18 protein-coding genes are annotated in these 21,920 nt (G+C 42.3%); 8 read left to right on the top strand and 10 right to left on the bottom strand.

The annotated features are described in order from the left end of the window. Positions 1-20: 20 nt before the first annotated feature. A complete protein-coding gene (locus ACYQ28_RS08720; RefSeq protein WP_460049637.1) occupies positions 21-809 on the bottom strand; it encodes a ParA family protein in 789 nt (262 codons plus the stop codon). A 185-nt stretch (positions 810-994) separates the two neighbouring features. Here ACYQ28_RS08720 and ACYQ28_RS08725 point away from each other — a divergent pair, with 185 nt between their 5' ends. Continuing rightward, positions 995-1,660 carry a cytochrome b/b6 domain-containing protein gene (locus ACYQ28_RS08725; protein WP_460049636.1) on the top strand — a complete coding sequence of 222 codons (666 nt, stop codon included), beginning with the start codon at positions 995-997 and terminating at the stop codon, positions 1,658-1,660. A gap of 137 nt (positions 1,661-1,797) precedes the next feature. On the opposite strand, the gene ACYQ28_RS08730 is transcribed toward ACYQ28_RS08725, so the two are convergent. Next, on the bottom strand, positions 1,798-2,499 hold the full coding sequence (locus tag ACYQ28_RS08730; protein WP_460049635.1) for an SDR family NAD(P)-dependent oxidoreductase: 702 nt from the start codon (positions 2,497-2,499) through the stop codon (positions 1,798-1,800). A 441-nt stretch (positions 2,500-2,940) separates the two neighbouring features. Here ACYQ28_RS08730 and ACYQ28_RS08735 point away from each other — a divergent pair, with 441 nt between their 5' ends. Next, the gene (locus tag ACYQ28_RS08735) at positions 2,941-3,768 is read left to right on the top strand and encodes a DUF5694 domain-containing protein (RefSeq protein ID WP_460049634.1); all 828 of its coding nucleotides are present in this window, start codon (positions 2,941-2,943) and stop codon (positions 3,766-3,768) included. Positions 3,769-3,899: 131 nt separating this feature from the next. Here the strand turns inward: ACYQ28_RS08735 and ACYQ28_RS08740 are convergent, their stop codons facing one another. The 3 genes from ACYQ28_RS08740 to msrP all read right to left on the bottom strand — a co-directional run bounded on the left by ACYQ28_RS08740 (position 3,900) and on the right by msrP (position 6,522). Beyond that, positions 3,900-4,346: a c-type cytochrome gene (locus tag ACYQ28_RS08740; RefSeq protein WP_460049633.1), complete on the bottom strand. Its 447-nt coding sequence runs from the start codon at positions 4,344-4,346 to the stop codon at positions 3,900-3,902. A gap of 98 nt (positions 4,347-4,444) precedes the next feature. Beyond that, complete coding sequence (msrQ, locus tag ACYQ28_RS08745; RefSeq protein ID WP_460049632.1) at positions 4,445-5,101, bottom strand: protein-methionine-sulfoxide reductase heme-binding subunit MsrQ; 657 nt, start codon at positions 5,099-5,101, stop codon at positions 4,445-4,447. Positions 5,102-5,511: 410 nt separating this feature from the next. Next, on the bottom strand, positions 5,512-6,522 hold the full coding sequence (msrP, locus tag ACYQ28_RS08750) for a protein-methionine-sulfoxide reductase catalytic subunit MsrP (protein ID WP_460049631.1): 1,011 nt from the start codon (positions 6,520-6,522) through the stop codon (positions 5,512-5,514). Positions 6,523-6,806: 284 nt separating this feature from the next. On the opposite strand from msrP, the gene ACYQ28_RS08755 reads away from it, so the two are divergent. Beyond that, the gene (locus ACYQ28_RS08755) at positions 6,807-8,228 is read left to right on the top strand and encodes an ATP-binding protein (RefSeq protein ID WP_460049630.1); all 1,422 of its coding nucleotides are present in this window, start codon (positions 6,807-6,809) and stop codon (positions 8,226-8,228) included. After that, entirely contained in the window at positions 8,215-9,369 is a 1,155-nt protein-coding gene (locus tag ACYQ28_RS08760) for a response regulator (RefSeq protein WP_460049629.1), read from the top strand. Before ACYQ28_RS08755 ends, ACYQ28_RS08760 begins: the two co-directional genes overlap by 14 nt. Before the next feature lie 49 nt (positions 9,370-9,418). Here ACYQ28_RS08760 and trxA read toward each other — a convergent pair whose 3' ends face one another. Both trxA and ACYQ28_RS08770 read right to left on the bottom strand, forming a co-directional pair. Beyond that, complete coding sequence (gene trxA / locus ACYQ28_RS08765) at positions 9,419-9,739, bottom strand: thioredoxin (protein WP_460049628.1); 321 nt, start codon at positions 9,737-9,739, stop codon at positions 9,419-9,421. 162 nt (positions 9,740-9,901) lie between these two features. Further along, on the bottom strand, positions 9,902-10,516 hold the full coding sequence (locus tag ACYQ28_RS08770; protein ID WP_460049627.1) for a carbonic anhydrase: 615 nt from the start codon (positions 10,514-10,516) through the stop codon (positions 9,902-9,904). Between the two features lie 807 nt (positions 10,517-11,323). Between ACYQ28_RS08770 and ACYQ28_RS08775 the strand changes: the two genes are divergently transcribed. The 3 genes from ACYQ28_RS08775 to ACYQ28_RS08785 all read left to right on the top strand — a co-directional run bounded on the left by ACYQ28_RS08775 (position 11,324) and on the right by ACYQ28_RS08785 (position 16,254). Continuing rightward, complete coding sequence (locus ACYQ28_RS08775; RefSeq protein WP_460049626.1) at positions 11,324-12,877, top strand: Re/Si-specific NAD(P)(+) transhydrogenase subunit alpha; 1,554 nt, start codon at positions 11,324-11,326, stop codon at positions 12,875-12,877. 12 nt (positions 12,878-12,889) lie between these two features. Then, the gene (gene pntB / locus ACYQ28_RS08780) at positions 12,890-14,299 is read left to right on the top strand and encodes a Re/Si-specific NAD(P)(+) transhydrogenase subunit beta (RefSeq protein WP_460049625.1); all 1,410 of its coding nucleotides are present in this window, start codon (positions 12,890-12,892) and stop codon (positions 14,297-14,299) included. Between the two features lie 635 nt (positions 14,300-14,934). Then, on the top strand, positions 14,935-16,254 hold the full coding sequence (locus tag ACYQ28_RS08785) for a polyhydroxyalkanoate depolymerase (protein ID WP_460049624.1): 1,320 nt from the start codon (positions 14,935-14,937) through the stop codon (positions 16,252-16,254). Between the two features lie 118 nt (positions 16,255-16,372). Here the strand turns inward: ACYQ28_RS08785 and ACYQ28_RS08790 are convergent, their stop codons facing one another. Next, positions 16,373-16,801, bottom strand: coding sequence for an ExbD/TolR family protein (locus ACYQ28_RS08790; protein ID WP_460049623.1), 429 nt, complete (start codon positions 16,799-16,801; stop codon positions 16,373-16,375). A gap of 853 nt (positions 16,802-17,654) precedes the next feature. Next, positions 17,655-18,761 (bottom strand): DNA polymerase IV, encoded by a 1,107-nt coding sequence (dinB, locus tag ACYQ28_RS08795; protein WP_460049622.1) that lies wholly within the window; start codon positions 18,759-18,761, stop codon positions 17,655-17,657. 1,106 nt (positions 18,762-19,867) lie between these two features. Here dinB and ACYQ28_RS08800 point away from each other — a divergent pair. Continuing rightward, positions 19,868-20,572 (top strand): hypothetical protein, encoded by a 705-nt coding sequence (locus ACYQ28_RS08800; RefSeq protein WP_460049621.1) that lies wholly within the window; start codon positions 19,868-19,870, stop codon positions 20,570-20,572. Positions 20,573-20,885: 313 nt separating this feature from the next. Here the strand turns inward: ACYQ28_RS08800 and ACYQ28_RS08805 are convergent, their stop codons facing one another. Beyond that, positions 20,886-21,548 carry a hypothetical protein gene (locus ACYQ28_RS08805; protein WP_460049620.1) on the bottom strand — a complete coding sequence of 221 codons (663 nt, stop codon included), beginning with the start codon at positions 21,546-21,548 and terminating at the stop codon, positions 20,886-20,888. Positions 21,549-21,920 lie beyond the last annotated feature (372 nt).

Below are 21,920 nucleotides of genomic sequence, written 5' to 3' on the forward strand. Positions count from 1 at the left end.
TTAATCAGAGGTTCCTAAAATTAATCCGTCTGGTTTGTGCCTGAGCCCAATAGCTCGTCGGTGCCCTTTTCCAGCTTTTGTTTTGCTTGCTGCCGCGCCAGCATCGCCGCAGGCGTAGCATCCGACTGTCGTACCCATGCGATGGTATCACGCCAAGATTTTTCATCTTCTGGCGTAATTTTGGGTAGTTCGTTAATTCCCATACCAGCTTCAACCGCTTTTAAGTAATTTTGCGTATCGCGAATAGTTGCTACAACGGGAATATTTAAACTGGCTAAGAATTTTTCTAACTTCTGAAAACTCAGCGTGTTGCGTTTAACGCGATTCATAACCACGCCCAAACGCACGGGTCGCGCGCGAAATTGTGGATTCAGTAAAAGCGATTTTACGAACGCCGCCGTGGCGTGAATGTCTATTTGAGACGGGGCCACCGGAATGAGCAGAACATCGGTTTCTTTTAATAACTGATCAAGTTTTGGAGAACCAAGACCGGCGGGAGTATCACAGACAACGTAACGAACCTGCTGGCTCACTTTATGGGCCATCCATGTGCGCGTTACCTGGCCGCGATCGTACTCTTTAGAGTTTAAACAGATGATTTTAGGTTCACGCTCACCACGCAGTTGCAACCAAAAACGCGAACTGCCCTGAGGATCGAGATCGAGAATGCCAACCGGGCCGATAACACTCAAATGTGCGGCCAAATTGGTAGCCAAAGTTGTTTTACCAACACCGCCTTTTCCGTTGGCAATCATAATATTGGTGGCTTTTTCTCGGCTAATGACTCGTACTGATGATTTTTCAGGCATCCCCGTTTACTCATTCCTCTTCTGCTCGTCTAACAATAGACCTAGGCGCTACATTAACACAGGTTATCACTAAATAAATTGTGTAAATAAATTCATTGATCGAACACAAACAGGCATTATAAACAACAGTGCTATATTTCAGAGCCTTTGTTTTATTCAGCAGTTTTAAGGAGAGTTTTAATTTCATGAAGGTTGCGCAATCGAATCAAGTCCAAGTATGGGATGGCGCCACGCGCCTTTGGCACTGGTCTATCGTTCTGTTGATGATATTTTTATGGTACAGCGCTGAAATCTCCGATGATCTTATGGATTGGCATATGAGAGCCGGGCGTTTGTTACTGGGATTAATTGTCTTCAGAATTGTTTGGGGATTTATCGGCAGTGATACATCGCGATTCGCTAACTTCATCAAATCCCCGGCCGAGATTATTCACTATCTAAAAAATAAATCTCAACACAGTCATGCAGAGCAAATCGGCCATAATCCGGCGGGTGGCATTATGGTGTTGGTTTTAATAGCCGGATTGATTGTTCAAGCAACAACGGGTTTGTTTACGTCTGACGGGTATTTTTACGGTGGTCCATTTGCTGATTCGATCGACGCCGATCTCGGAGAGCTATTCACCAACATTCACCACATTGGCTTCAAACTTTTATTAGCTTTGGTTGCGATACATATTTTGGCGATAATCGCTTATCTGGTAAAACGCGATAACCTTGTTCGTCCAATGGTGACCGGCAAGAAAACGCTATCGATTCCAGCAGAAGTTGTGCCTAGGTTAAAATCACCTGTATTGGCTTTTGTTAGCGCCGTAATATGCGTTGGCGCCATTTGGTTTATAACGACTTAGCGTGTGATTTGGTCAGTGACGTGATTTTTATGAGCCAGTAACGATAAATCTGAATTTATACAAAAAATAACTTGTTAAATCAGATGCTTTTGATTCACAACGCTTTTCTAAAAAGAGGCCAAACGGCCTCTTTTTTATTACCAGCTTTCTGTATTTGCTCGAATATCAACTTCAAATGTCCAAGCGCTTTTGTTTTGTTGGCTCAAGGCATAATAGGTATCGGCAATATCATCCGGCTGCATAAAGAAATCGTCGGGTTTATCTGGGAACATCGCTCTGGTGCGCGGGATATCGATAATGCCATCAATAATCACCAAAGCCACGTGAATGCCACTGGGCGCCAGCGAGCGAGCCATGGATTGCGCAAGATTACGTTGTGCAGCCTTTGCCGAGCTAAATGCGGCAAACTTAGCACCACCTCGCAATGATGCGGTGGCGCCGGTTACCAAAAGCGTTCCTTTACCGCGCTCCAACATAGAAGGTACTACGGCTTGGGAAACCGACAACAAGCCTAGGGCGCTGAGTCGCCACGTAGATTCGAAATCTTCGATAGAGGTTTCAAGTGCAGTACCAAAAACCCCAGAGCCAGCGTTATAAATCGTGACTTCAGGAGTACCCAGCGACTCGATAATTTGGTGAAATGTATTAGCCACCGCAACCGGGTCTGAAAGATCGCAAGCGAATGGAAAAACCTGTTCATCCATTTGCGCGTATTCGGTCATTCGCTCTAAGCTGCGCGCCACAATGGCGACCCTAAAACCTTCTTTGAGAAAGCGTTTACAAAATGCTAAACCGTTACCGGGTCCAACACCCGCCACAATACATAAGGGTTTGGTCATTAGAATTTGCCTTATTATCTATTTGCATGAATAAAATAAATGACTGTATTTTTTGAGTAACTTATTTGAGCAACTTAATAGCGGTATAAAGAAATTTATCGAAGGGATTCTCGATAAAAGCTCTTAACAAACATCCAATTAGATCGCCTTAACGCTACAAAACAGCCATTGTTGATTGATTCAAACGATACCGAGGCAAACTCACAAAATCTATGAAAAATAAATTTGAAAAACGGTTCTCCAGATTCGTCAGCTGAAAAACTCAATGTCATCGACCTTGAGGTAAAAATGCAAATTCTTACTAAAAGACCTAATCCTGAGCGGTAAACCCATTGGTCAAGTTACGCGTCTATAACCCGGTCGTTTTATCTCCCATAATCAGCCACTTTGTCTCGTTTTTTTCTCCGCGATTGTGTTAACGATCGTGTTAATTGGAGCGCCATGAACACATTTACACACCAACTTATCAGTAAGACTGCCCTAGTATTCGCTACACTATTCGGTGCTGTATCGCTGCAAGCAGAACCCATTGCCGATTTTTTATTTGTCGGCAGCTTCCACATGAATAATCCGGGGTTAGATCTGGTAAATGTAAAGGCAGACGATGTTTTATCCGATAAAAGACAAGCTGAAATACGAGATATTTCTCGTGCTTTAGAAAAGTTTCACCCCACCAAAATCATGGTTGAGATCGACGTAACCAAACAATCGGAAGTCGATAAAAATTATCAACAAACCTGCTTAGAGAACACAATCTCAAGGCGAAGCGAAAGCTATCAATTGGGTGCTCGAACTGCCTGTGCTCTTTCACTTAAGAACCTGTACGCGGTTGACACTGACGATTCCACGCCAGTGAAAGACATCGATTATCAATCTGCGGTGAAACGATATCACCAAGAAGATCGATTTAAAAAGCACATAGAATTCATCGAGTCCTACGCGTTTAAAAGCGATTTATTACTGAAACAAGGTACCGTTTTGGATGCAATCCGCCATTTAAACTCAGAAGAATATTTAAGCCAAGATGCCATCGCTTATTTTCATTTAACACAACTGGGTACCTTGGAAGATCCTGTGGGTACAAATTGGGTTCAATACTGGTTTGGACGAAATTTAAGGATTTTTAATAACATCGTCAGCCACACCGAAAAAGGCGACAGAGTATTGGTTGTGTACGGTGCAGGACACGGAAATTATCTGCGTCAACTTGCTAAAGAATCTGGCTTATATCGCGTGCAAAACACCAACGACTGGTTAATAACCGAGTGATTTTCGCTAAGTTCTCAAGCAGACGAAGCTCTGATTCAATAGAACCTAGGGTAGAATTAAAAGAAGAATTAGGTCGGGAAATTGATGTGTAAATGTGAGGCCCTTGGCGGGCCTCTGTACGACAATACAAATTAGTCTTTGTATTTGTTGTGACAGCTTTTACAGGTTTTAGTAACTGCTATAAAGTTACTTTTAAAGCCTGACTCAGTGCCGGCGTTTTCCGCTAATTTAGCACTGGTATCAATAAGCGCTTGAAGCTCATTATTAAAGTCGTCTTTATTTTTCCAAATGTCTGGTAGCGCATCAGAACCTTCAACGGCGCTTTCTAATACAAAACCTTCACCGGCTATTTTTGCTAAAGCGGCAACAACTTCGGCACTGGTAAGAATTGAATCTTTATCGTAATCGGCTTCGCCTTTCATTACCGAACCCATTTTACCAACGTGGTGGTTGATCAAACTAAAGGTAGAATGGCGATACTGAACTTGATTTTTGATGGGGTCTTTTGAACTGTGCGCGAATGTCGGCAGAGAAAATCCCAATATTAAACCTGCCGTAACGGCGACTAACTTTTTCATAGAAACGACTCCTAATGATTCTATTTATTTGGCTAAATCCGATCTGTAAGAAATTCTGGCTCGAGAAAACCTGTGTTATTCGAAGCGTCTAAAAAAACTTACGACGATACTGAACCCGTGGACGAAGCAGTTATTTTTCGCCAGTAACGCATTAATTTTTCCCATCTGAAAAACAACATTACGGCAAGTATTCCCATATACAACAGTGGTTCTGTAATGTCGGCTTTTACCGACCACAAAAAATGCACGCAAATCAAAATGGCTGCTAGATAAATAAGGTTGTGCAACGTTTTCCAACGCTTACCCATTTTTTTCATAATGCTCGGAATAGATGTAATCGCCAGAGCGGTTAAAATAATAAAGGCCACAAACCCCACGGTGATGTACGGTCTTTTAATAATTTCTTCAACCAATAAAGACCAATTAAAAATTAGGTCGTAAGCTAAATAAACGTATATGTGACAACAGGCATAAGCAAACGCATAAAGCCCCAAAAGCCTGCGCATTCGCATCAGTTGACCTTGACGGAGATAGCGCGTTAGCGGCGTTACGGCCAGGGTTATAAGCATTAAGATCAACCCGCCTAATCCCGTAAAATGCGTCAACGATTGCACGGGATCGCCACCAATCTGATCGGTGAACGCTAAATAAAATGCCTCAATTAACAAATACAAACACACAACATGGGTGGTTATTTTTAAACCAACAATATGAGGCGTTTTAAATGAATTAGGCCTCAACCAGCTTAACAACATAATTTTTATCCAATATTAGTAACTTATTAAGCAATTTCGGCACCAATAATCGTGCCCTGAGAATATAAATCCCTATTCATTGGGATAAAAGCTCACAAATAGCGTTGGTCGAATTTAATTTGTAATTCATTCTCATTTCGAGCCAATTGCAACGCCTCAAATAACTTTCCTTTAGTCTCTATAATTTATTGCTAAATTCGCCAATAAATGTGGATAAAGTATGGATTTGTATTTCTTTGCGTGAACCTTAAAAATGGGCCTTTATTGTTTCTGAGACTGAATGCTTTGAGGCTAAAACCCAAACCGTCTTAGCTAGCCACTAATCTGAGAACAATAAATCATTATTCTGAAGAAAATCTGAAGAGAGCGGCAGAAAAACTGCCGCCTTAAGAAAATGAGCGAAAATACTCTTAATAGAATTTTTTAAGATCAAGGTTTGCGTAAAGGTGTGCAACCTCTTCGGCGTAACCATTAAACATTTCCGTTGGAATACGTTCGTCGGCGCCTAAACCACCCGTAGTAATTCTGCGCTCACTGGCCTGACTCCAACGAGGGTGATCAACCTGAGGATTCACGTTTGCGTAAAAGCCATATTCGTGAGGCGCAGAAATATTCCAAGTTGTTGGTGGTTGTTGATCGGTTAAACGAATTCGCGTAATGGATTTAATACTTTTAAAGCCGTATTTCCAAGGCACCAGTAATCGCAAAGGTGCGCCATTTTGCGGAGGAAGGGCTTTTCCATACACACCAACAGCAATAAATGCTAAAGGATTCATGGCCTCGTCTAGGCGTAAACCTTCAACATAAGGATATTTAATACCGCCGCCGAAGAAACGACTGCGTTGACCGGGCATCTGGTCTGGATTGTAGACGGTTTCGAATGCGACGTATTTCGCTTTACTGGTTGGTGCCGCCTTCTCAAGGATTTTTGATAGCGAATAACCCACCCAAGGAATGACCATCGACCAAGCTTCTACACAACGGAGTCGATAAATGCGCTCTTCAAGACCAAATTTATAAAGATCGTCTAAATCTAAGGTGATAGGTTTTTCAACCTCACCAACAATTTCTACTTTCCACGGATCACTAACAAACTTCGCTGAATTTGCTTTCGGATCGGATTTGCTCAATCCAAATTCATAAAAATTATTGTAACTGGTAACTTTGTCTTCACTGGTCAGCTTTTGGTTAGATGCACTCGCTTTTTTAAAATCTAACGCTTTTAAGCCGGAGGTATCTTCTGCATTGCTTTGATCATCTGAGAGAAAATCAAAAACACCTGCATTACTGGAGCTGGCAAGCAAACTACCTGCACCTATAAAACCTAAATTACGTAACAACTGACGACGATTTTTAAAGACGGATTCATCGGTAACTTTTGCTTCAGATAAATCACTTTTACGGAAACTTTTTATCAACATAACTGAAATTCAACTTCAATGTTTTGATTAACTTTTATCACTGCGCGGGTGATCGTTGCGTCTGTTCATTGCGACTGAAGACTAACCTATTGGTTCCAATTTTGAACCTGCCTGAAAAGTCACTTTTTTGTGACGCAATGTTTCAGAATTAATTTGTTTAACAATTCCAAATATTCACTACCAGCGTGCTTTAGAGGTTTAACCTTCAGCAGCTTTTTCTTGTGCTAGAGTTGAATTAACCACCTAATTTACTTATTCAAATTTTCAGTTGGATTAGTTCAACAATGTATGTAACCGAAGATGAGCTTGCTAGGTTATTTCCTTTCTACTTCTGCTTGGCACCACAGGGACATATTGTCTCTACTGGCCCAAGCTTAAACCGCTATCTTGGCGAAAGTAACGGCGAAGAATCACTATTTCATCACTTTGATTTTGATACACCCGAAGTCAGCAATATTGAGCAGATGCATGACCATCTAGAAGAGGTGTTCATTTTACGACCTAAGAATCACCCAAAGCTCATATTGCGAGGTCAGTTCATTCAGCTCAAAGAAGAAGGCATTCTTTTCTTTGCCGGTTGTCCGTGGGTTTCAGACTTTAAAACCTTAGAAGAAACCGGCCTAACCATGGAAGATTACGCACTTTATGAACCAATCACCTACTTCTTGTTACTCATGGAGGCGCAGCAAAACTCCCTCGAACAAAGTGAGTCCAGCACCGAAGAATTGACTAAACTGAATGTTTTATTAGAAAAACGTGTAGAACGCCGAACCGAGCGCCTCACTGAGATCAACCAAGAATTAATTCTCTCGCGACAAAAATTACAAGAAGAAATGCAGCAGCGCGAAGCTGTTGAAAAAGAACTAAGGTTCGCGCAAAAAATGGAAGCTCTGGGGCAAATTTCTGCGGGTATTGCGCACGAAATTAATACACCGATTCAGTTCGTGGGCGATAGCATTTTTTTCTTAAAAGAATCTATTTACGATCTACAACGTGGATTATCTGAATACGAAAGCCTTATTGATAAAACCAATCCAGAAAATCAACGCCGTATTGAAGAAATTAATCAAATATTAGACTTGGATTATTTAAACGAGCGCGTTCCCGAAAGCTTAGAGCGAGCATCCCAAGGCATCCAGCGGGTGAGCGACATCATCAAGGCAATGAAGTCCTTTAGCCGCCAAGAAAACAAACAAAAAACCCTCGCCAGTATTAACGAAGCCATCGACAACACACTGCTCGTAGCTAGCAGCGAATATAAGTACAACGCTCAAGTTGATAAGGATTTGGGCGATATACGAAAAATATACTGCCATATTAGCGATATCAACCAAGTGCTTCTCAATATGATCGTTAATTCGGCGCATGCCATTGAAGAACGTTTTGGCGACAAACCGGCCAAGATCATGGGCAAGATTGCGATAACAACGCGAGATATCGACGACTATATTGTGATTACCATTTGGGACAACGGCGCCGGAATCCCTAGGGAAATTATCGAAAGAGTATTTGATCCGTTCTTTACTACCAAACCGGTTGGTAAAGGCACCGGACAAGGACTATCGCTTTGTCATCGCATCATTCACGAAGGTCACAACGGCAGCATCAAAGTTTCAAGCGCACCTAACGAGGGGACACAATTTGAAATATTTATTCCAGTTGTCGAAACATTAGAAGCCGCGGAGAAGGGGAATGAATCGACATAAAGTCTTGCTGGTTGACGACGAACCGAATGTCTTAAGCGGTTTAAAAGATATTCTACGTAAATATTTTAATATCTACACCGCCACAGGCGCCGCCGATGGTCTCAAAATTCTGAGCGCCGCCGGCCCGTTTGCCGTGGTGGTCAGCGACATGAGAATGCCTGAAATCGATGGCGCTCAATTTTTATCAGAGGTTAAAGAAAGATACAGCGACTCGGTGCGCATACTCCTGACCGGCCAAGCGGATACCGAATCTGCTAGCCGAGCCGTCAACGAAGGCGGTGTATACCGATTTTTAACCAAACCCTGCCCGCCGGAAGAACTGATCGACATCGTCAGCAAAGCGGCGGAGGAATATCAAACACGCTCCATTGAATCCGATCTACTCAAAACCACGCTGTTTAAATGTGTCGAAGTGATGAGTGAAGTATTGAGCTTAGTGAATCCTGTGGCATTTAGCCGCGCGGGGCGCTTAAGCCGTACCATTTCAAAAATGTCGAAGAAGCTGGGTTTGAACAACGCATGGCAGTATGAAATTGCCGCGCTAATGTCACAGCTCGGCTGTGTAACGCTATCGCACGATCTGCTCGAAAAAGTGTATACCAGAACCAAGTTGACCGATGACGAGCTGGATTTGGTTAGAAATCACCCCGAAGTCACCTACCATCTGTTACACAAAATTCCACGTTTAGAAACTGTTGCCGAAATCGTGCGCTACCAAAATACCGCCGATAACCCTAACAACGAACTTAAGCAAGGTGAATCCAAACTCAGTGATGAAGTCGTGGTCGGCTCAAGACTGCTATACCTCGCTGGCCTCTACGAAGATGTCATTATGGCTGGCGGCAGCCACAAACAAGCCATTGATAAACTTCGTAAACACTTTAAAGGTAAATACGGCATACAGATTGATGCCCTAGAAGCCACCGCCGACAAAGGCCGCGAAATGATGATTCCTAAGAACATCAGTCTTGCGGAGTTGGCGCCAGGTATGGTGTTTTCGGAAGATATCTACTCAAATACGGGCACCTTACTCATGGCCAAAGGCCAACGTGTATCGCAAACCGTGGTAGGTAGATTAATGGGATTTGACGAAAGAATTGGCGTGAAACAACCCTTTAGAGTGCTGGTTGCCAAAAAATAAAGGCCCACAACTGTGAGCCTTCATTGCGATGTTTGAATCAAGCATGAGCTTAGATGTTTTGATCTAACCATTGCTTGATTTGGCTTTGCATCATAGCACCGGATTTCTTAGCGACTAACTCACCACCTTTGAAGATCATTAAGGTTGGTGTTGCGCGAATTTCTAGCTGCTCAGCGGTTTTTTCAAACTCTTCCATGTTGGCCATAACCAACTTGAAGCGATCGGTGTTCTCTGCATGGATGCGTTCAAGTGCTGGACCAACCATTTTACAAGGTCCACACCATGGCGCCCAAACGTCTACTAATACTGGACGATCAGCAGAAATCACTTCGTCTTGCCAGTTGGCATCTGTAGCATTAACGTCAGCCATAAAAATCTCCTCGACAGTGTCAAAAATATACAAATAAGATCGATCAAAAGTTGGTTGTTCGACACGTAAAAAAGAAAAAGCTCTACTGATTTTTTCTATTCTAACGATAAACTAAAGCAATAAAAAACAACCAAACTATAGCCTTAATACTATCGCAGAAAACTACTTGATCAAAGGCTCAAACTCTCCCGTTTGATCATTAAGTACCAATACGCCGCCAGTTTCAATCTGATACAACCATCCGTGTAATTTTAACTGATTAGTTGCTAGCTTTGCAGCGACCTCGGGATGGGTGCGCAGATGCTGTAATTGCAACTTGATATTCTCCCGCGTTAACTCTTCGGTGTGCTCCAAGCCAAGGCAGCCACGCTTCTCTTTAACAACCGCAGCAGCCGCCCGACAATGACCCAGCCACTCTCTTACGTGCGGTAAGTCGGCGATGGTATCGGGCAACACGGCGCCCTTTATAGCACCACAGTCGGTATGCCCGCACACTATAATGTGACCGACCTTCAAAACCGCAACGGCGTACTCAATGGAAGCAGTCATGCCGCCTGTTTGGTTGGTATGAGGCGGAACCACATTACCAGCATTACGACAGATAAAAAGCTGCCCTGGTACGGTTTGGGTTAGCAAACAAGGGTCGATACGTGAGTCCGAGCAGGTGATAAACAGCACTTCTGGTGCCTGACCAGACGCCAGTTCAACGAACTCATTTTTACGCGCAGGGAAAATCTCACGCTGAAACTTTTCAACACCCTTGATAATGTCTTGCATGAATATTCCTCAAAAATATCGATACGCCTATAACACTCAGAACGTTAGGCGCAATACACCGCCAATATACCACTCAACACCTGAGTCAGTCCGTTGAAAAAAGACCCAATATTGAAAGAAGTGTTTCCACTTAGCACTCAATCTCCAAAATCACCAACCAGAAAGTAAGACTGAAATAACAATCGGGTTCGAATTCAATAGATTTTTTTCAACTGAACCGATTGACAAAAAAGTATTTTCTATTAAATTTGGCTTTTTACGACAAATACATCTACAAAAAAGATAGGAGTTAAGCAGTTAGAGTGTAAACCGAGAGGTGTTTTTCCACCAAAAGAACGAAAATTCATAATTTTGTTTATTTCTTTACTTCATTAGCAAAACAATTTTTACGACAAATACAACAAACAACGATTCAAAATAAAAATTAATTTGATTTAACACATTAAAACAGCGGTTTCTTAAATTAGTTTTTCCATAAAATATTGCCAATAAAATGATTAAGGCTATTTTCGGCACTGTATTTGATAACGAATAGCCAATTTAGACCTTAAGCATGATTTACATGATCACGAAAAACACATCAAATAGCCCGTTTGGAGACATTCCTTTTTATTAACGCAATTTAAATTCTCTAGTTCTTCTTATTTTTTTCATCACTATTATATTTATTTCAAATTTTATTCAGCGTTCTAATTTTTATTAGCAACGCAAATAAAGTGCAAGCTACGTTTTGTGCGCAGAGAATTACTTAAATTAAAAACAAAAACCGGTGCAACTGGTTAGGTGATCACAGTTGGGGAAATACAAATGAAGATCGCAATACCTAAAGAAATAAAAGCGGGAGAGAAACGCGTAGCGACTACGCCGGAAGCCGCACAGCATCTCATTAAACTGGGCTATACAGTGCAAATTGAAAGCTCAGCTGGCAATCACGCCAAATATCGAGATGAAGATTATCAAGCCGTTGGTGTAGAAGTTATTACCGACACTCGTGAGCTTTGGAGCAATGCCGACATTATTTTGAAGGTTCGCGCGCCGGAATTTAATGAATCTCTTGGCATCAACGAAGTTGATCTTTTAAAAGAGGGTCAAACGCTAATTTGCTTTATTTGGCCTGCACAAAATGCGGAATTACTAGAAACACTTGCGGCAAAAAAAGTAAACACACTTGCCATGGACATGGTGCCCCGAATTTCACGCGCTCAAAAAATGGATGCGTTAAGTTCGATGTCGAACATTGCTGGCTATCGCGCAGTGGTCGAAGCATCCCAACATTTTGGTCGATTCTTTACCGGTCAAATCACCGCGGCAGGAAAAATTAATCCCGCTAAAGTATTAGTAATTGGGGCGGGTGTTGCCGGTTTATCGGCAATTGGATCGGCAAAAGCTATGGGCGCAATTGTGCGCGCATTCGATACTCGACCTGAAGTAAAAGAACAAGTCGAGTCGATGGATGCCGAATTTTTAATGCTCGACTTTAAAGAAGACGGCAGCGGCACTGGCGGTTATGCCAAAACCATGTCGAAAGAATTTATCGAAGCCGAAATGGCATTGTTCGCCGAGCAAGCGAAAGACGTTGATATTATTATCACTACCGCACTAATTCCTGGCCGGCCAGCGCCCGAATTAATTACCGAAGACATGGTTAAATCCATGAAAGAAGGTAGCGTAATTGTCGATTTGGCGGCGGAACAAGGTGGTAACTGTAAATTAATCGAACGCAATGAAGTGGTTGTTAAACATGGCGTTACCTTAATTGGTTACACCGATATGCCAAGTCGATTGGCCAGTCAGGCGAGTCAATTATACGCAACCAACCTACGTCATTTATTAACCGACATGACGCCTGAAAAAAATGGCGAACTTGTTATTAATTTCGACGATGAGGTCGTGCGTGGCGCAACCGCTGTGCTTGGCAGCGAAATCACCTTCCCACCACCACCGCCAAAATTGTCAGCCAAACCTGCTGAGAAAAAAGAAGAGCCAAAACCTGCTGTAGAAGCAACCGAAGCAAAGCCCGCCAAGAATTACACCTGGATTTGGGTGCTGCTTGGTGCACTTGCCTTGCTGGGTATCGGTGCCGGCGCGCCTGCATCGTTTATGTCTCATTTTACAGTGTTTGTTTTATCGTGCTTTGTTGGTTATATGGTTATCTGGAACGTATCCCCTGCCCTGCACACGCCATTAATGAGCGTTACCAACGCCATTAGTAGCATCATTGTAATTGGTGCATTAATTCAAATTTCGTCACCCAGCACTTGGGTAATTGTTCTTGCAGCAGTCGCAATTTTGATCACCAGTATTAATATTTTTGGTGGTTTCGCGGTTACACAGCGCATGCTGGCTATGTTTAGAAAGTAAGGGGCACTGAATATGACTCAAGGTATGATTAATGTTGCTTACATCGGTGCCACTATTCTTTTTATTCTGGCATTAGGTGGATTAAGTAAACAAGAAACAGCTCAACGCGGTAATTATTTTGGTATCGTCGGTATGGCGATCGCGTTAATCGTCACTTTTATTGGCTCTGTTACCGATAATTACGCGCTGTTATTGGCTGCTTTAGCTGGCGGTGCAATTATTGGCTTCGTCTTGGCCAAAAAAGTCGCTATGACTCAAATGCCAGAATTAGTGGCCATTCTTCACTCGGGCGTTGGTTTGGCGGCTGTTTTAGTCGGCTACGCAAACTTCCTAGAACACGATCCTAATTTAATCGGTGTCGAAAAAAGCATTCATGATGTCGAGACTTATATTGGCATTTTAATTGGTGCAATGACTTTCTCAGGATCAATCATCGCGTTCTTAAAACTCAGCGGCAAAATCGGCGGCAGACCACTGCTGCTTCCGGGACGCCATTACTTAAATCTCATTTTGCTGTTGGCGGCAATTTGGTTAGGTTTCAGTTTTGTCGACCAATCAGCCCAAGGTTTAGGCTTAACTCCGCTCGTTATCATGACGATCATCGCACTGATATTTGGTGTACACATGGTAATGGCCATCGGTGGTGCCGATATGCCCGTCGTTGTTTCGATGCTCAACAGCTACTCCGGTTGGGCCGCGGCCGCCACCGGCTTTATGCTCGCCAACGATTTGTTAATCGTTACTGGTGCGCTTGTTGGCTCTTCGGGAGCAATCTTAAGTTACATTATGTGTAAAGCTATGAACCGTAAATTTATCAATGTTATTGCTGGCGGATTTGGTACCCCTAAAAAATCATCGAGCGGCGCTCAAGCCGGACCTGCAGGTAACGCTGAAGATATTAAATCTGTAGACGCCGAGGAAGCAGCAAACATGCTGACTTCTGCAAAAGAAGTGATGATTATCCCCGGCTACGGAATGGCGGTTGCTCAAGCACAGCACACGGTTTATCAAATCACCAAGAGCTTGCGCGAAAAAGGTGTCAATGTTCGCTTCGGGATTCATCCGGTTGCTGGTCGTATGCCGGGGCACATGAACGTACTTCTCGCTGAAGCAAAAGTCCCTTACGACATTGTGTTTGAGATGGAAGAAATTAACGAAGACTTCCCCAAGGTCGATGTTTCAATCGTCATTGGAGCTAACGACATTGTTAACCCGGCAGCTCAAGAAGTACCAGATAGTCCAATTGCCGGCATGCCCGTATTGGAGCCTTGGAATGGCAAAACAACCATCGTTCTCAAGCGCGGTATGAGTACCGGTTACGCAGGTGTTGATAATCCTTTGTTCTATAAAGAGAACACTCGAATGCTATTTGGTGATGCTAACGACTCTTTAGAATCTGTCTATAAACACATCAACGCTTAACAGCTCCTCAAAGCCCGCACCTGCGGGCTTTTTTATACTCAGCCAATTGGCATCGAGAGTCAAAGTCAGTTCAGGCTCTACAAATGCTTCCAAAACCTGAACTACCAGTCAAAAAATACTGTCATCTTTGGCGCGAAAGTTTCTTTAAGTAACAAGAAAAGAGTGTTTAAAGGCAACATCTCTCATTTTTTTGTGTTTTTTATAAGAAAATATTTTTATTCAATTGCGCGTTTGAAACTTTTTTTTAAATATGAGGACTTTGTGAAGTTAGGACGCAATTCCGCAGCCTTGCGCCAACCTATTCAAAATAGATGACGTATTTCAACCATAACAAAGGTCATCGCTGCTCTGTTTAGCACCATTAGCTATTTACTTTTCAGCACTAGATACAAATTCACATATCGAGCGCAAAAATTTGCCAACTGAACGGTGTAGAGTATAATCTTTGCTGCATTGCAGCATACTGCAATTAGACTACTTGATTACCGCTGTTTATAGAGAGCTAATTAATAAAGTAAGAATCTTTGCGCCATAATTGTAGAAATGTTAATCACAATCTATAAATCTTACCTGTGACGGATGAATAGAATGACGCTACCAATTAGGCATTATGGGCGCGTCCGTTGGAGATACCGATGTTATATTACTTATACGAACTCAATCATGCGGCCTTAAAACCCTTCCGTGACGCCGCAGGCCTTGGCAAAAAAGTCTTTGATTCTAAGCTCAACCCTTTGGCCTATACCTATCCCGGTAAAATCATTGGGGCAACCTGCGATCTGTTCGAATCGATGACTCGACGCTACGGCAAACCCGAATTTGGTCTAAACCAAACCAAAATTAACGGCCAGCCTGTCGCAATCGAAGAAGAAGTCGTCTGGTCTAAGCCCTTTGCCAACCTTGTTCACTTCAAACGTAAAGAAGAAGACATGCTCAAAGCTTATGGAAAAGAGCATGTAGATCCACGATTAGTAATTGTTGCGCCACTTTCTGGGCACTACGCGACCCTTTTACGCGGCACTGTAGAAGCATTTTTACCAGAACACGAGGTTTACATTACCGACTGGACTGACGCCCGTGACGTACCACTTTACAAGGGTGATTTTAACCTTAATGACTACGTCGATTATGTTATTGAGATTTTAGAACACGTAGGACCCGACGCTCACATCTTAGCCATTTGCCAACCAGGGCCTCCAGTATTGGCCGCGGTATCATTGATGTCGCAAAACAACAACCCCTGCTTGCCGTCGTCAATGACTATTATGGGTTCACCCATTGATACCCGTCGCTCGCCAACGGTACCGAATGATCTCGCCAAAAAACGCCCCTTATCTTGGTTTGAGAACAACGTGATCTACTCGGTGCCAATGCCTCATTCGGGCGCCTTTAGACGTGTTTACCCAGGCTTTTTGCAACTCAGTGGTTTTATCTCCATGAACAGTGAATTGCATTTGGATGCCCACCAGAAATACTTCAATCACCTCGTCGAAGGCGATTGCGATAGCGTCGCAAAACATCGCCAGTTTTATGATGAGTACTTGTCGGTGCTCGATCTCACTCAAGAGTTTTATTTACAAACCATCGATGAAGTATTCCAAAAACACAGCCTAGCGGTGGGTAAATTTTACCATCATGGGCAGCGAGTCGATCCGGCAGCAATTACGAAAGTTGCTCTCATGACGGTCGAAGGTGAAAACGACGATATATCGGGTATTGGTCAAACTCAGGCGGCTCACGACTTATGTATCAACATTCCACAAGATAAGCAGTTTGACTACATCCAACCCGGCGTAGGCCACTACGGTGTGTTCAACGGTAAGCGCTTTAGAACCGAAATCCAGCCGAGACTTCGTGATTTTATTCGCTCGAACTTCGATGTTAAAAAGGAGTTGGATTTTCAAAAAATGCAAAAGGAAGAACTTGAGAAGAGTCGATCCAAATCCGCCGCTTGAAACCATAGAACGGTGGAGTGAAAGCTCTACCTTCTTAGCGACACTTCTCTAAGATAAACTCAAGACGTAAAAAAGCCCGCTTATGCGGGCTTTTTTACGATAGCGAGAACGCCAGAAATTATCTCTTTGGCTTCTCGGGAATCAGAGAAACTTGCGCATTTGGATTAGCAGAAATAGCCGCATCAGCGATCGCCACATAAGTACCCGCTTCTGATTTTGGATCAGCACGAATAATCACCAAAGCTTTAGGGTTCTCAGCAAACTGACGCTCAATAACAGAACGCACCGCGCGTACGTCGACACGACGGTTATCCATTATCACTTCGTTCGCAGCATTCACCTGAACCAAAATGTTTTTCGGTTCATCTGGATCTGGTGGCGGTGGATTCTCAGGCACCTCTGGAATGTTAACGTTCAAGCCCGCTTCTTTAATGAAGGATGCTGTAACGATAAAAAAGATTAACATGATAAATACAACGTCCAACATCGGCGTTAAGTCGATGTCTGCTTTATCTTCGGCCTCGCCGCGCCGTCTTCTTCGGCTCACTACTGCCCCCTTCTTAACTTGGCAAAATAATTTCTTACATTCAAAGGCCGGATTTTAGCCCCAAAAGCTTACAAACATATTATCAGCTTCTGCCCAAATGTCCCTAAATTTTTCTAAGTGACCAGAAGACGGATTAGACACTAAGTACCACCAACTTTAAACACCGAAAAAGTTCTGAAATGATTTCAACCAATCGGTGAAATCCGCTCGCACAACCCCAAAAGTAAATCAAAACCCATTGCAAATTTGACCAGAAATTCCAAAATAGCCGGGCCAATAACTGACGCCATCAACAATCATCGAGATCGGAATTCTGCTTACATCAAAAAGAGTTTTCCCCCGAGCTTGCAGCAACTGAAATTCTCGACCGCTACTTAAGACACCCACAATCCGGGCTCACCGACATTTTTGTACTGATTTTTTACCATAAAGAAGTATTGATCAAAAATACAACCCAGCAAATTCCACTCTCACTATGCCTATTGGTTCTTGATCGCGCAATTGCAGGACACCAAGCACAAAATTTCCGAATGCATTAATTCTGAAAAATTAACCTACCGATTTTCGATCTATAAAAACGCAAGAAAACAATGCCTTTGACCGAACTTTATAGAGGTTTAGCTTAAATACCCAAACACCCGATGTTAGAAAATTCAGAAATTTACTACAAATATGCAGTAAATTAGAAGTCAGCTTGAGCATTGAATCTTAATAGAGACCCAAGGCAGCAATTTAGACATAGAAAAGGCCCCATCAAACAACCACTATCATCGCAGTAATCAGCCAACAGGACTGAACACATCGGTTAATCATCAAGATTATTTGGGATTTATGAGCGGACATTTTTAATAGATTACATAAATAAATCCGTCTGATTCATTTGTTTTTGATCGCCTTGATGTACTGAAAAACCCAGACCCAGTAAACGTATGGAGGCATTTTTTACGGAAAGAGCCGAGGTCAATAAAGTTTTTGCCGTGCTGGTCAATTGCAGCTGTTGTTGAGGCGAAAAATGCTCGCCGGAATGAATGTAACCAGAAAAAGCTGATTCTCGGGTCGTAAGAGAAAAATCGGAATATTTAATTTTAACAAAAAGCGATTTTGCCAAATATCCTGACTTCAGGCGCAACCAACGTTCATCTAATAAACCAACTAACGAATTCAATGCGGCACTGATCTCGTCGTCACGAACCAAGTCGTTCGAAAACGTTCGCTCGACACTGATGGATTTCCGAATCCAAGTATTTTTTACTGTTCGCAAATCACGACCGCGGCATCGATCAAAAAGTAATTGACCATGCACACCGAAATGTTGTGTTAAGAAATCTAGACTTTGTTGTTGTAAATCCCGACAGGTCACAATTCCAAGTTTCGCTAGCTTCTCTTTTGTTTTACCACCAACACTTGGAATTTTACCGACCGCCAACTGCGACATCACCTGAGCGACATCTTCGTCACGAATAATTTTAAACCCAGCGGGTTTATTCCACTCGCTGGCTAACTTTGCCAAAAATTTATTGCGCGATAATCCGGCTGAAACCGTGATGGCAAGACTGCTTTCGATTTGTCGCTGAATATCTTTGGCAATCTCTGCGCAGATATTCCAATCATCGGAATCTAACTCTAAATAGGCCTCATCCAGCGCAATAGGTTCGATACAACGACTGTAGTTGGAAAAAATTCCGTGCATTTCTTCAGAAACTTGCCGATACAAAGAAAAACGTGGCGCCAAAACAATAAGATTTGGACAAAGTTTTTCTGCCATTGCTGTAGACATTGCAGATCGAACACCAAACTTGCGCGCAATATAGTTGCACGTCGCAATAACGCCTCTATCTGTAGCTCGACCACCAACCGCAACCGGTAAATTTTTTAGCTGTGGGCGATCACGTAATTCAATTGCGGCAAAAAAACTGTCCGCATCGCAATGTAAAACCAATCGTTGATTATTGAATGACAATTTTCTACTTCCAACTCATTTAATACCGAGCGATTTCTCTAATATCAAGGTGTCCTACTAAACAACAACGGCAATTATATTACTCAAGGCGATAAATCCAGAGATCTAATTGCAGATTTCAACGTTTCACCGTTGTGTTAATCAATATAACGATCAATCGAGAATTTTTTTAGAACCGAATACCGAGTAAATAGAGCCAACGCACCCTATAAGAACATAAGATTCTGACCGATAATGGATTTCAAGACAGATCGTTATCTATTTTTTTAAACAGTATGATCTCTAAATTGATTCACACAGACACAGTTGACGATGGGATAAACAAAAAGATTTTCAATTAAGATCGGCAAATTTGCCTTAATATCGAAAAGTCAATTCAGATATTCCTTAGTTTTCCCCTACTTTCGACCAAGCTAAGCCAAATTTTTTAACGTCTGCGCATTATCATTGTCAAAAGGCCAAGACAAGGACGCTCAATAATCCTATTTAGTACTATGAGACAACTTAGTACCAAGAGACAACTTAGTACCAAGAGACAACAAAAAGATCGGAACTCACTCGCGAATAAGTTAGCAAAGAATCTCAAGTGGAATGTTTCGGCACAAAAATGCCCATCAGAAAGCCGAGAGCACATCATTAAAAAGCGCGATAACGGATTCAATCTCAAAATTCAGGTCGTTATGGCATATTGTTGAATCGTTTTACCTAAGGTTTGTAAAAAATAATCAAACCTTATCGAATACCCATACTGATTATTTGTTTCGAAATGCTCTGATCGGGAGATTTTGACTATCAACTAAAAACGCCTTAAAGATTTTCTTTCAAGGCAGTCAAAAAGTGAGAATCAAGAAAATTTTTTAAGTTCAGGAAAAATTTTCAGCCCTTCAGAAAATAAAACTGAGCCGATATTTTTTCTCAAATGAGGTTTTTTTTACTCATGAATCAAAAAAAATTCCAAAAAAGATGAAAATTTATTCCCATTTTTAAAAAAATGGACTATTTTTTTACCAAAGAGCTTGAAATTTTTTTTCAAATGCTTATTTTATGTCGCATATTTATATCTAATATTTTCGCCCGCATTATTAATACATTAAAGGAAAGCAAATATGGCTGCACGCAAAGCGAAGGCAAAGGCTGTTGATCCTGTCCAGCAGCTAGAACAGGAACTTGCGGCTCTGAAAGCAAAACTTGCAGAAGCTAGAGCAAAACAAGAAGCTGATCTCGCCAAAGAAGTTGCAAAACTTGCCGTGGCAACTAAAAAAGCAACCGACAACAAAACTAAAGCTCAAGCTAAACTAAAAGCATCTGCTGGTAAGAAAACTCCAGCTGCTGCCAAGGCCGTTGCTAAAGCTAAAGCTGATCTTGCTGCTGCTGCTGAAGAAATCGCTGCAGCGAAAGCCGCAGAAGTTACTGCTAAAAACGAATTGAAAGATTTGAAAGCAGCTAACAAAGCAGCTAACGCTTTAGAAAAAGCCGAGAGCCGTGAATTGGCTAAAATTGCTAAAGCAAAAGCTGCTGAAGCAAAAGCCGCCGCTAAAAAAGAAGCTGTTAAAGCCAAAAAAGCTGCAACTGCGACCAAGAAAAAAACCAAAGCCAAAAAAGCTCCAGCTAAAGCAGTTAAAACTGTAGCGAAGAAAAAGGCAGCTACCGCTAAACCTGCAGCAGCAGCGACTCCTGCAGCTACCGGTGCCGCTCCAAAGCGTCGCGGTCGTCCTAAGAAAGCCGCAGTAGCTGCACCTAAAGCAGCGCCAGCAGCAGAAGGCACTCCAGCTAAAAAACGTCGTGGACGTCCACCAAAAGCAACTGCTTAAGTAGACTCCCAAAAAGGCCGACTCTGTCGGCCTTTTTTATTTTCGCTCTACAACTACAAATTTAGCTCTCAAGCACGGCAAAAATTGATAAATATTGTCGTTAGGCTCAATGCGTATTCTTAAGATGTTTCTGATCAGGCGTTAAGTTCTTAGCGATATTTTAAACAAAAATTCCAAATCAAAGGACACGAAGGTAAAACAAGGGCGCCAACTTGTCGAAAGAATGGATCTCGTAGCTCGTCATCACCGCAGGCAGAATAAATGACTAATCGTCTTATTAACGCGGATAGACGTTTCTTTTAGTGTATTTTGCTTAAGAATCTGCTTTAGGACGTCCTCTCAGCTCAACCGAGAAATTTTTCAGGCTTTGAAATTCGCAATAACCCCGATACAGCAAGGGTTGCCCACCAAAACCCTTCGCGTCAATATCGATTTCAAAATTTACGTGATCGTCAGAAATTGAAACCGGATCGACGAATCCACCTTCAGGCCATCGTACACCCGTCATTTTATCGGTCTTTTTTTCAATCTCTTTCCGACAAATTTGCCAGTACTGATGCAAATGACGTTGATGTTGCTGCGCTCTGGTTTCGCCCTTAACGTTGATAAATTCAAAATTATCGCCATCGATTAATAACGCAAAGGTTTGTTGAGAAGTATTTTTGCAGATAATTCTAAATATTGGTTTAGATTTATCCGGTTTGATGCTTTTTAATTCACCCTTCACAAAAGACACGCATTCTGTTGATGCAGACGCTATCTCTGCCGCCTGAACAAGTCGAGGCTTTAAAAAATCTAAACTGCTGGGTAACAACAGCTTGTTGGGATCAATATTGGAATCGGTGTGCATCATATGCTGTTCGATTTCTTGCGTATGCATCGACTCAGCCTGATCCGATGACGCAAAAGCCGAGCTGCACGCACATAAAACAAATAACGTTTTCTGACAGAGTAATCGATGTTTATTTAGGTCCATAACATCACCCGCACTTGTGATGTATTCAGTGTAGCAGCTTGAGTCAGACGAGAACCAAGACGAACCTTGTCTGTTGATTGAACGTAGAAACAGCGTCAGGAATTAACGTTCTTAAACAACTCCCAGACTCTTACAGAGTGATAGAACCTGTATAAATGACGCCGTTTTTAACAAATTAAGCTTCATTGGAATAGACCAATCACGCGTAATTATAGAAACAGTTGATTTACGAGATTCAAGTAATAGTAAAAAGGTTGTGACGGTAGAGGAAACTCTGAATAACCTAGAGTTTCCAGCGACACAAGGAGGTGTCGTCAATTTCAAAAACGGTACATGATTGAAATTGAGAAATTGGAAATCGCATTTTCAATT

Source organism: Sessilibacter sp. MAH1, from assembly GCF_054658315.1.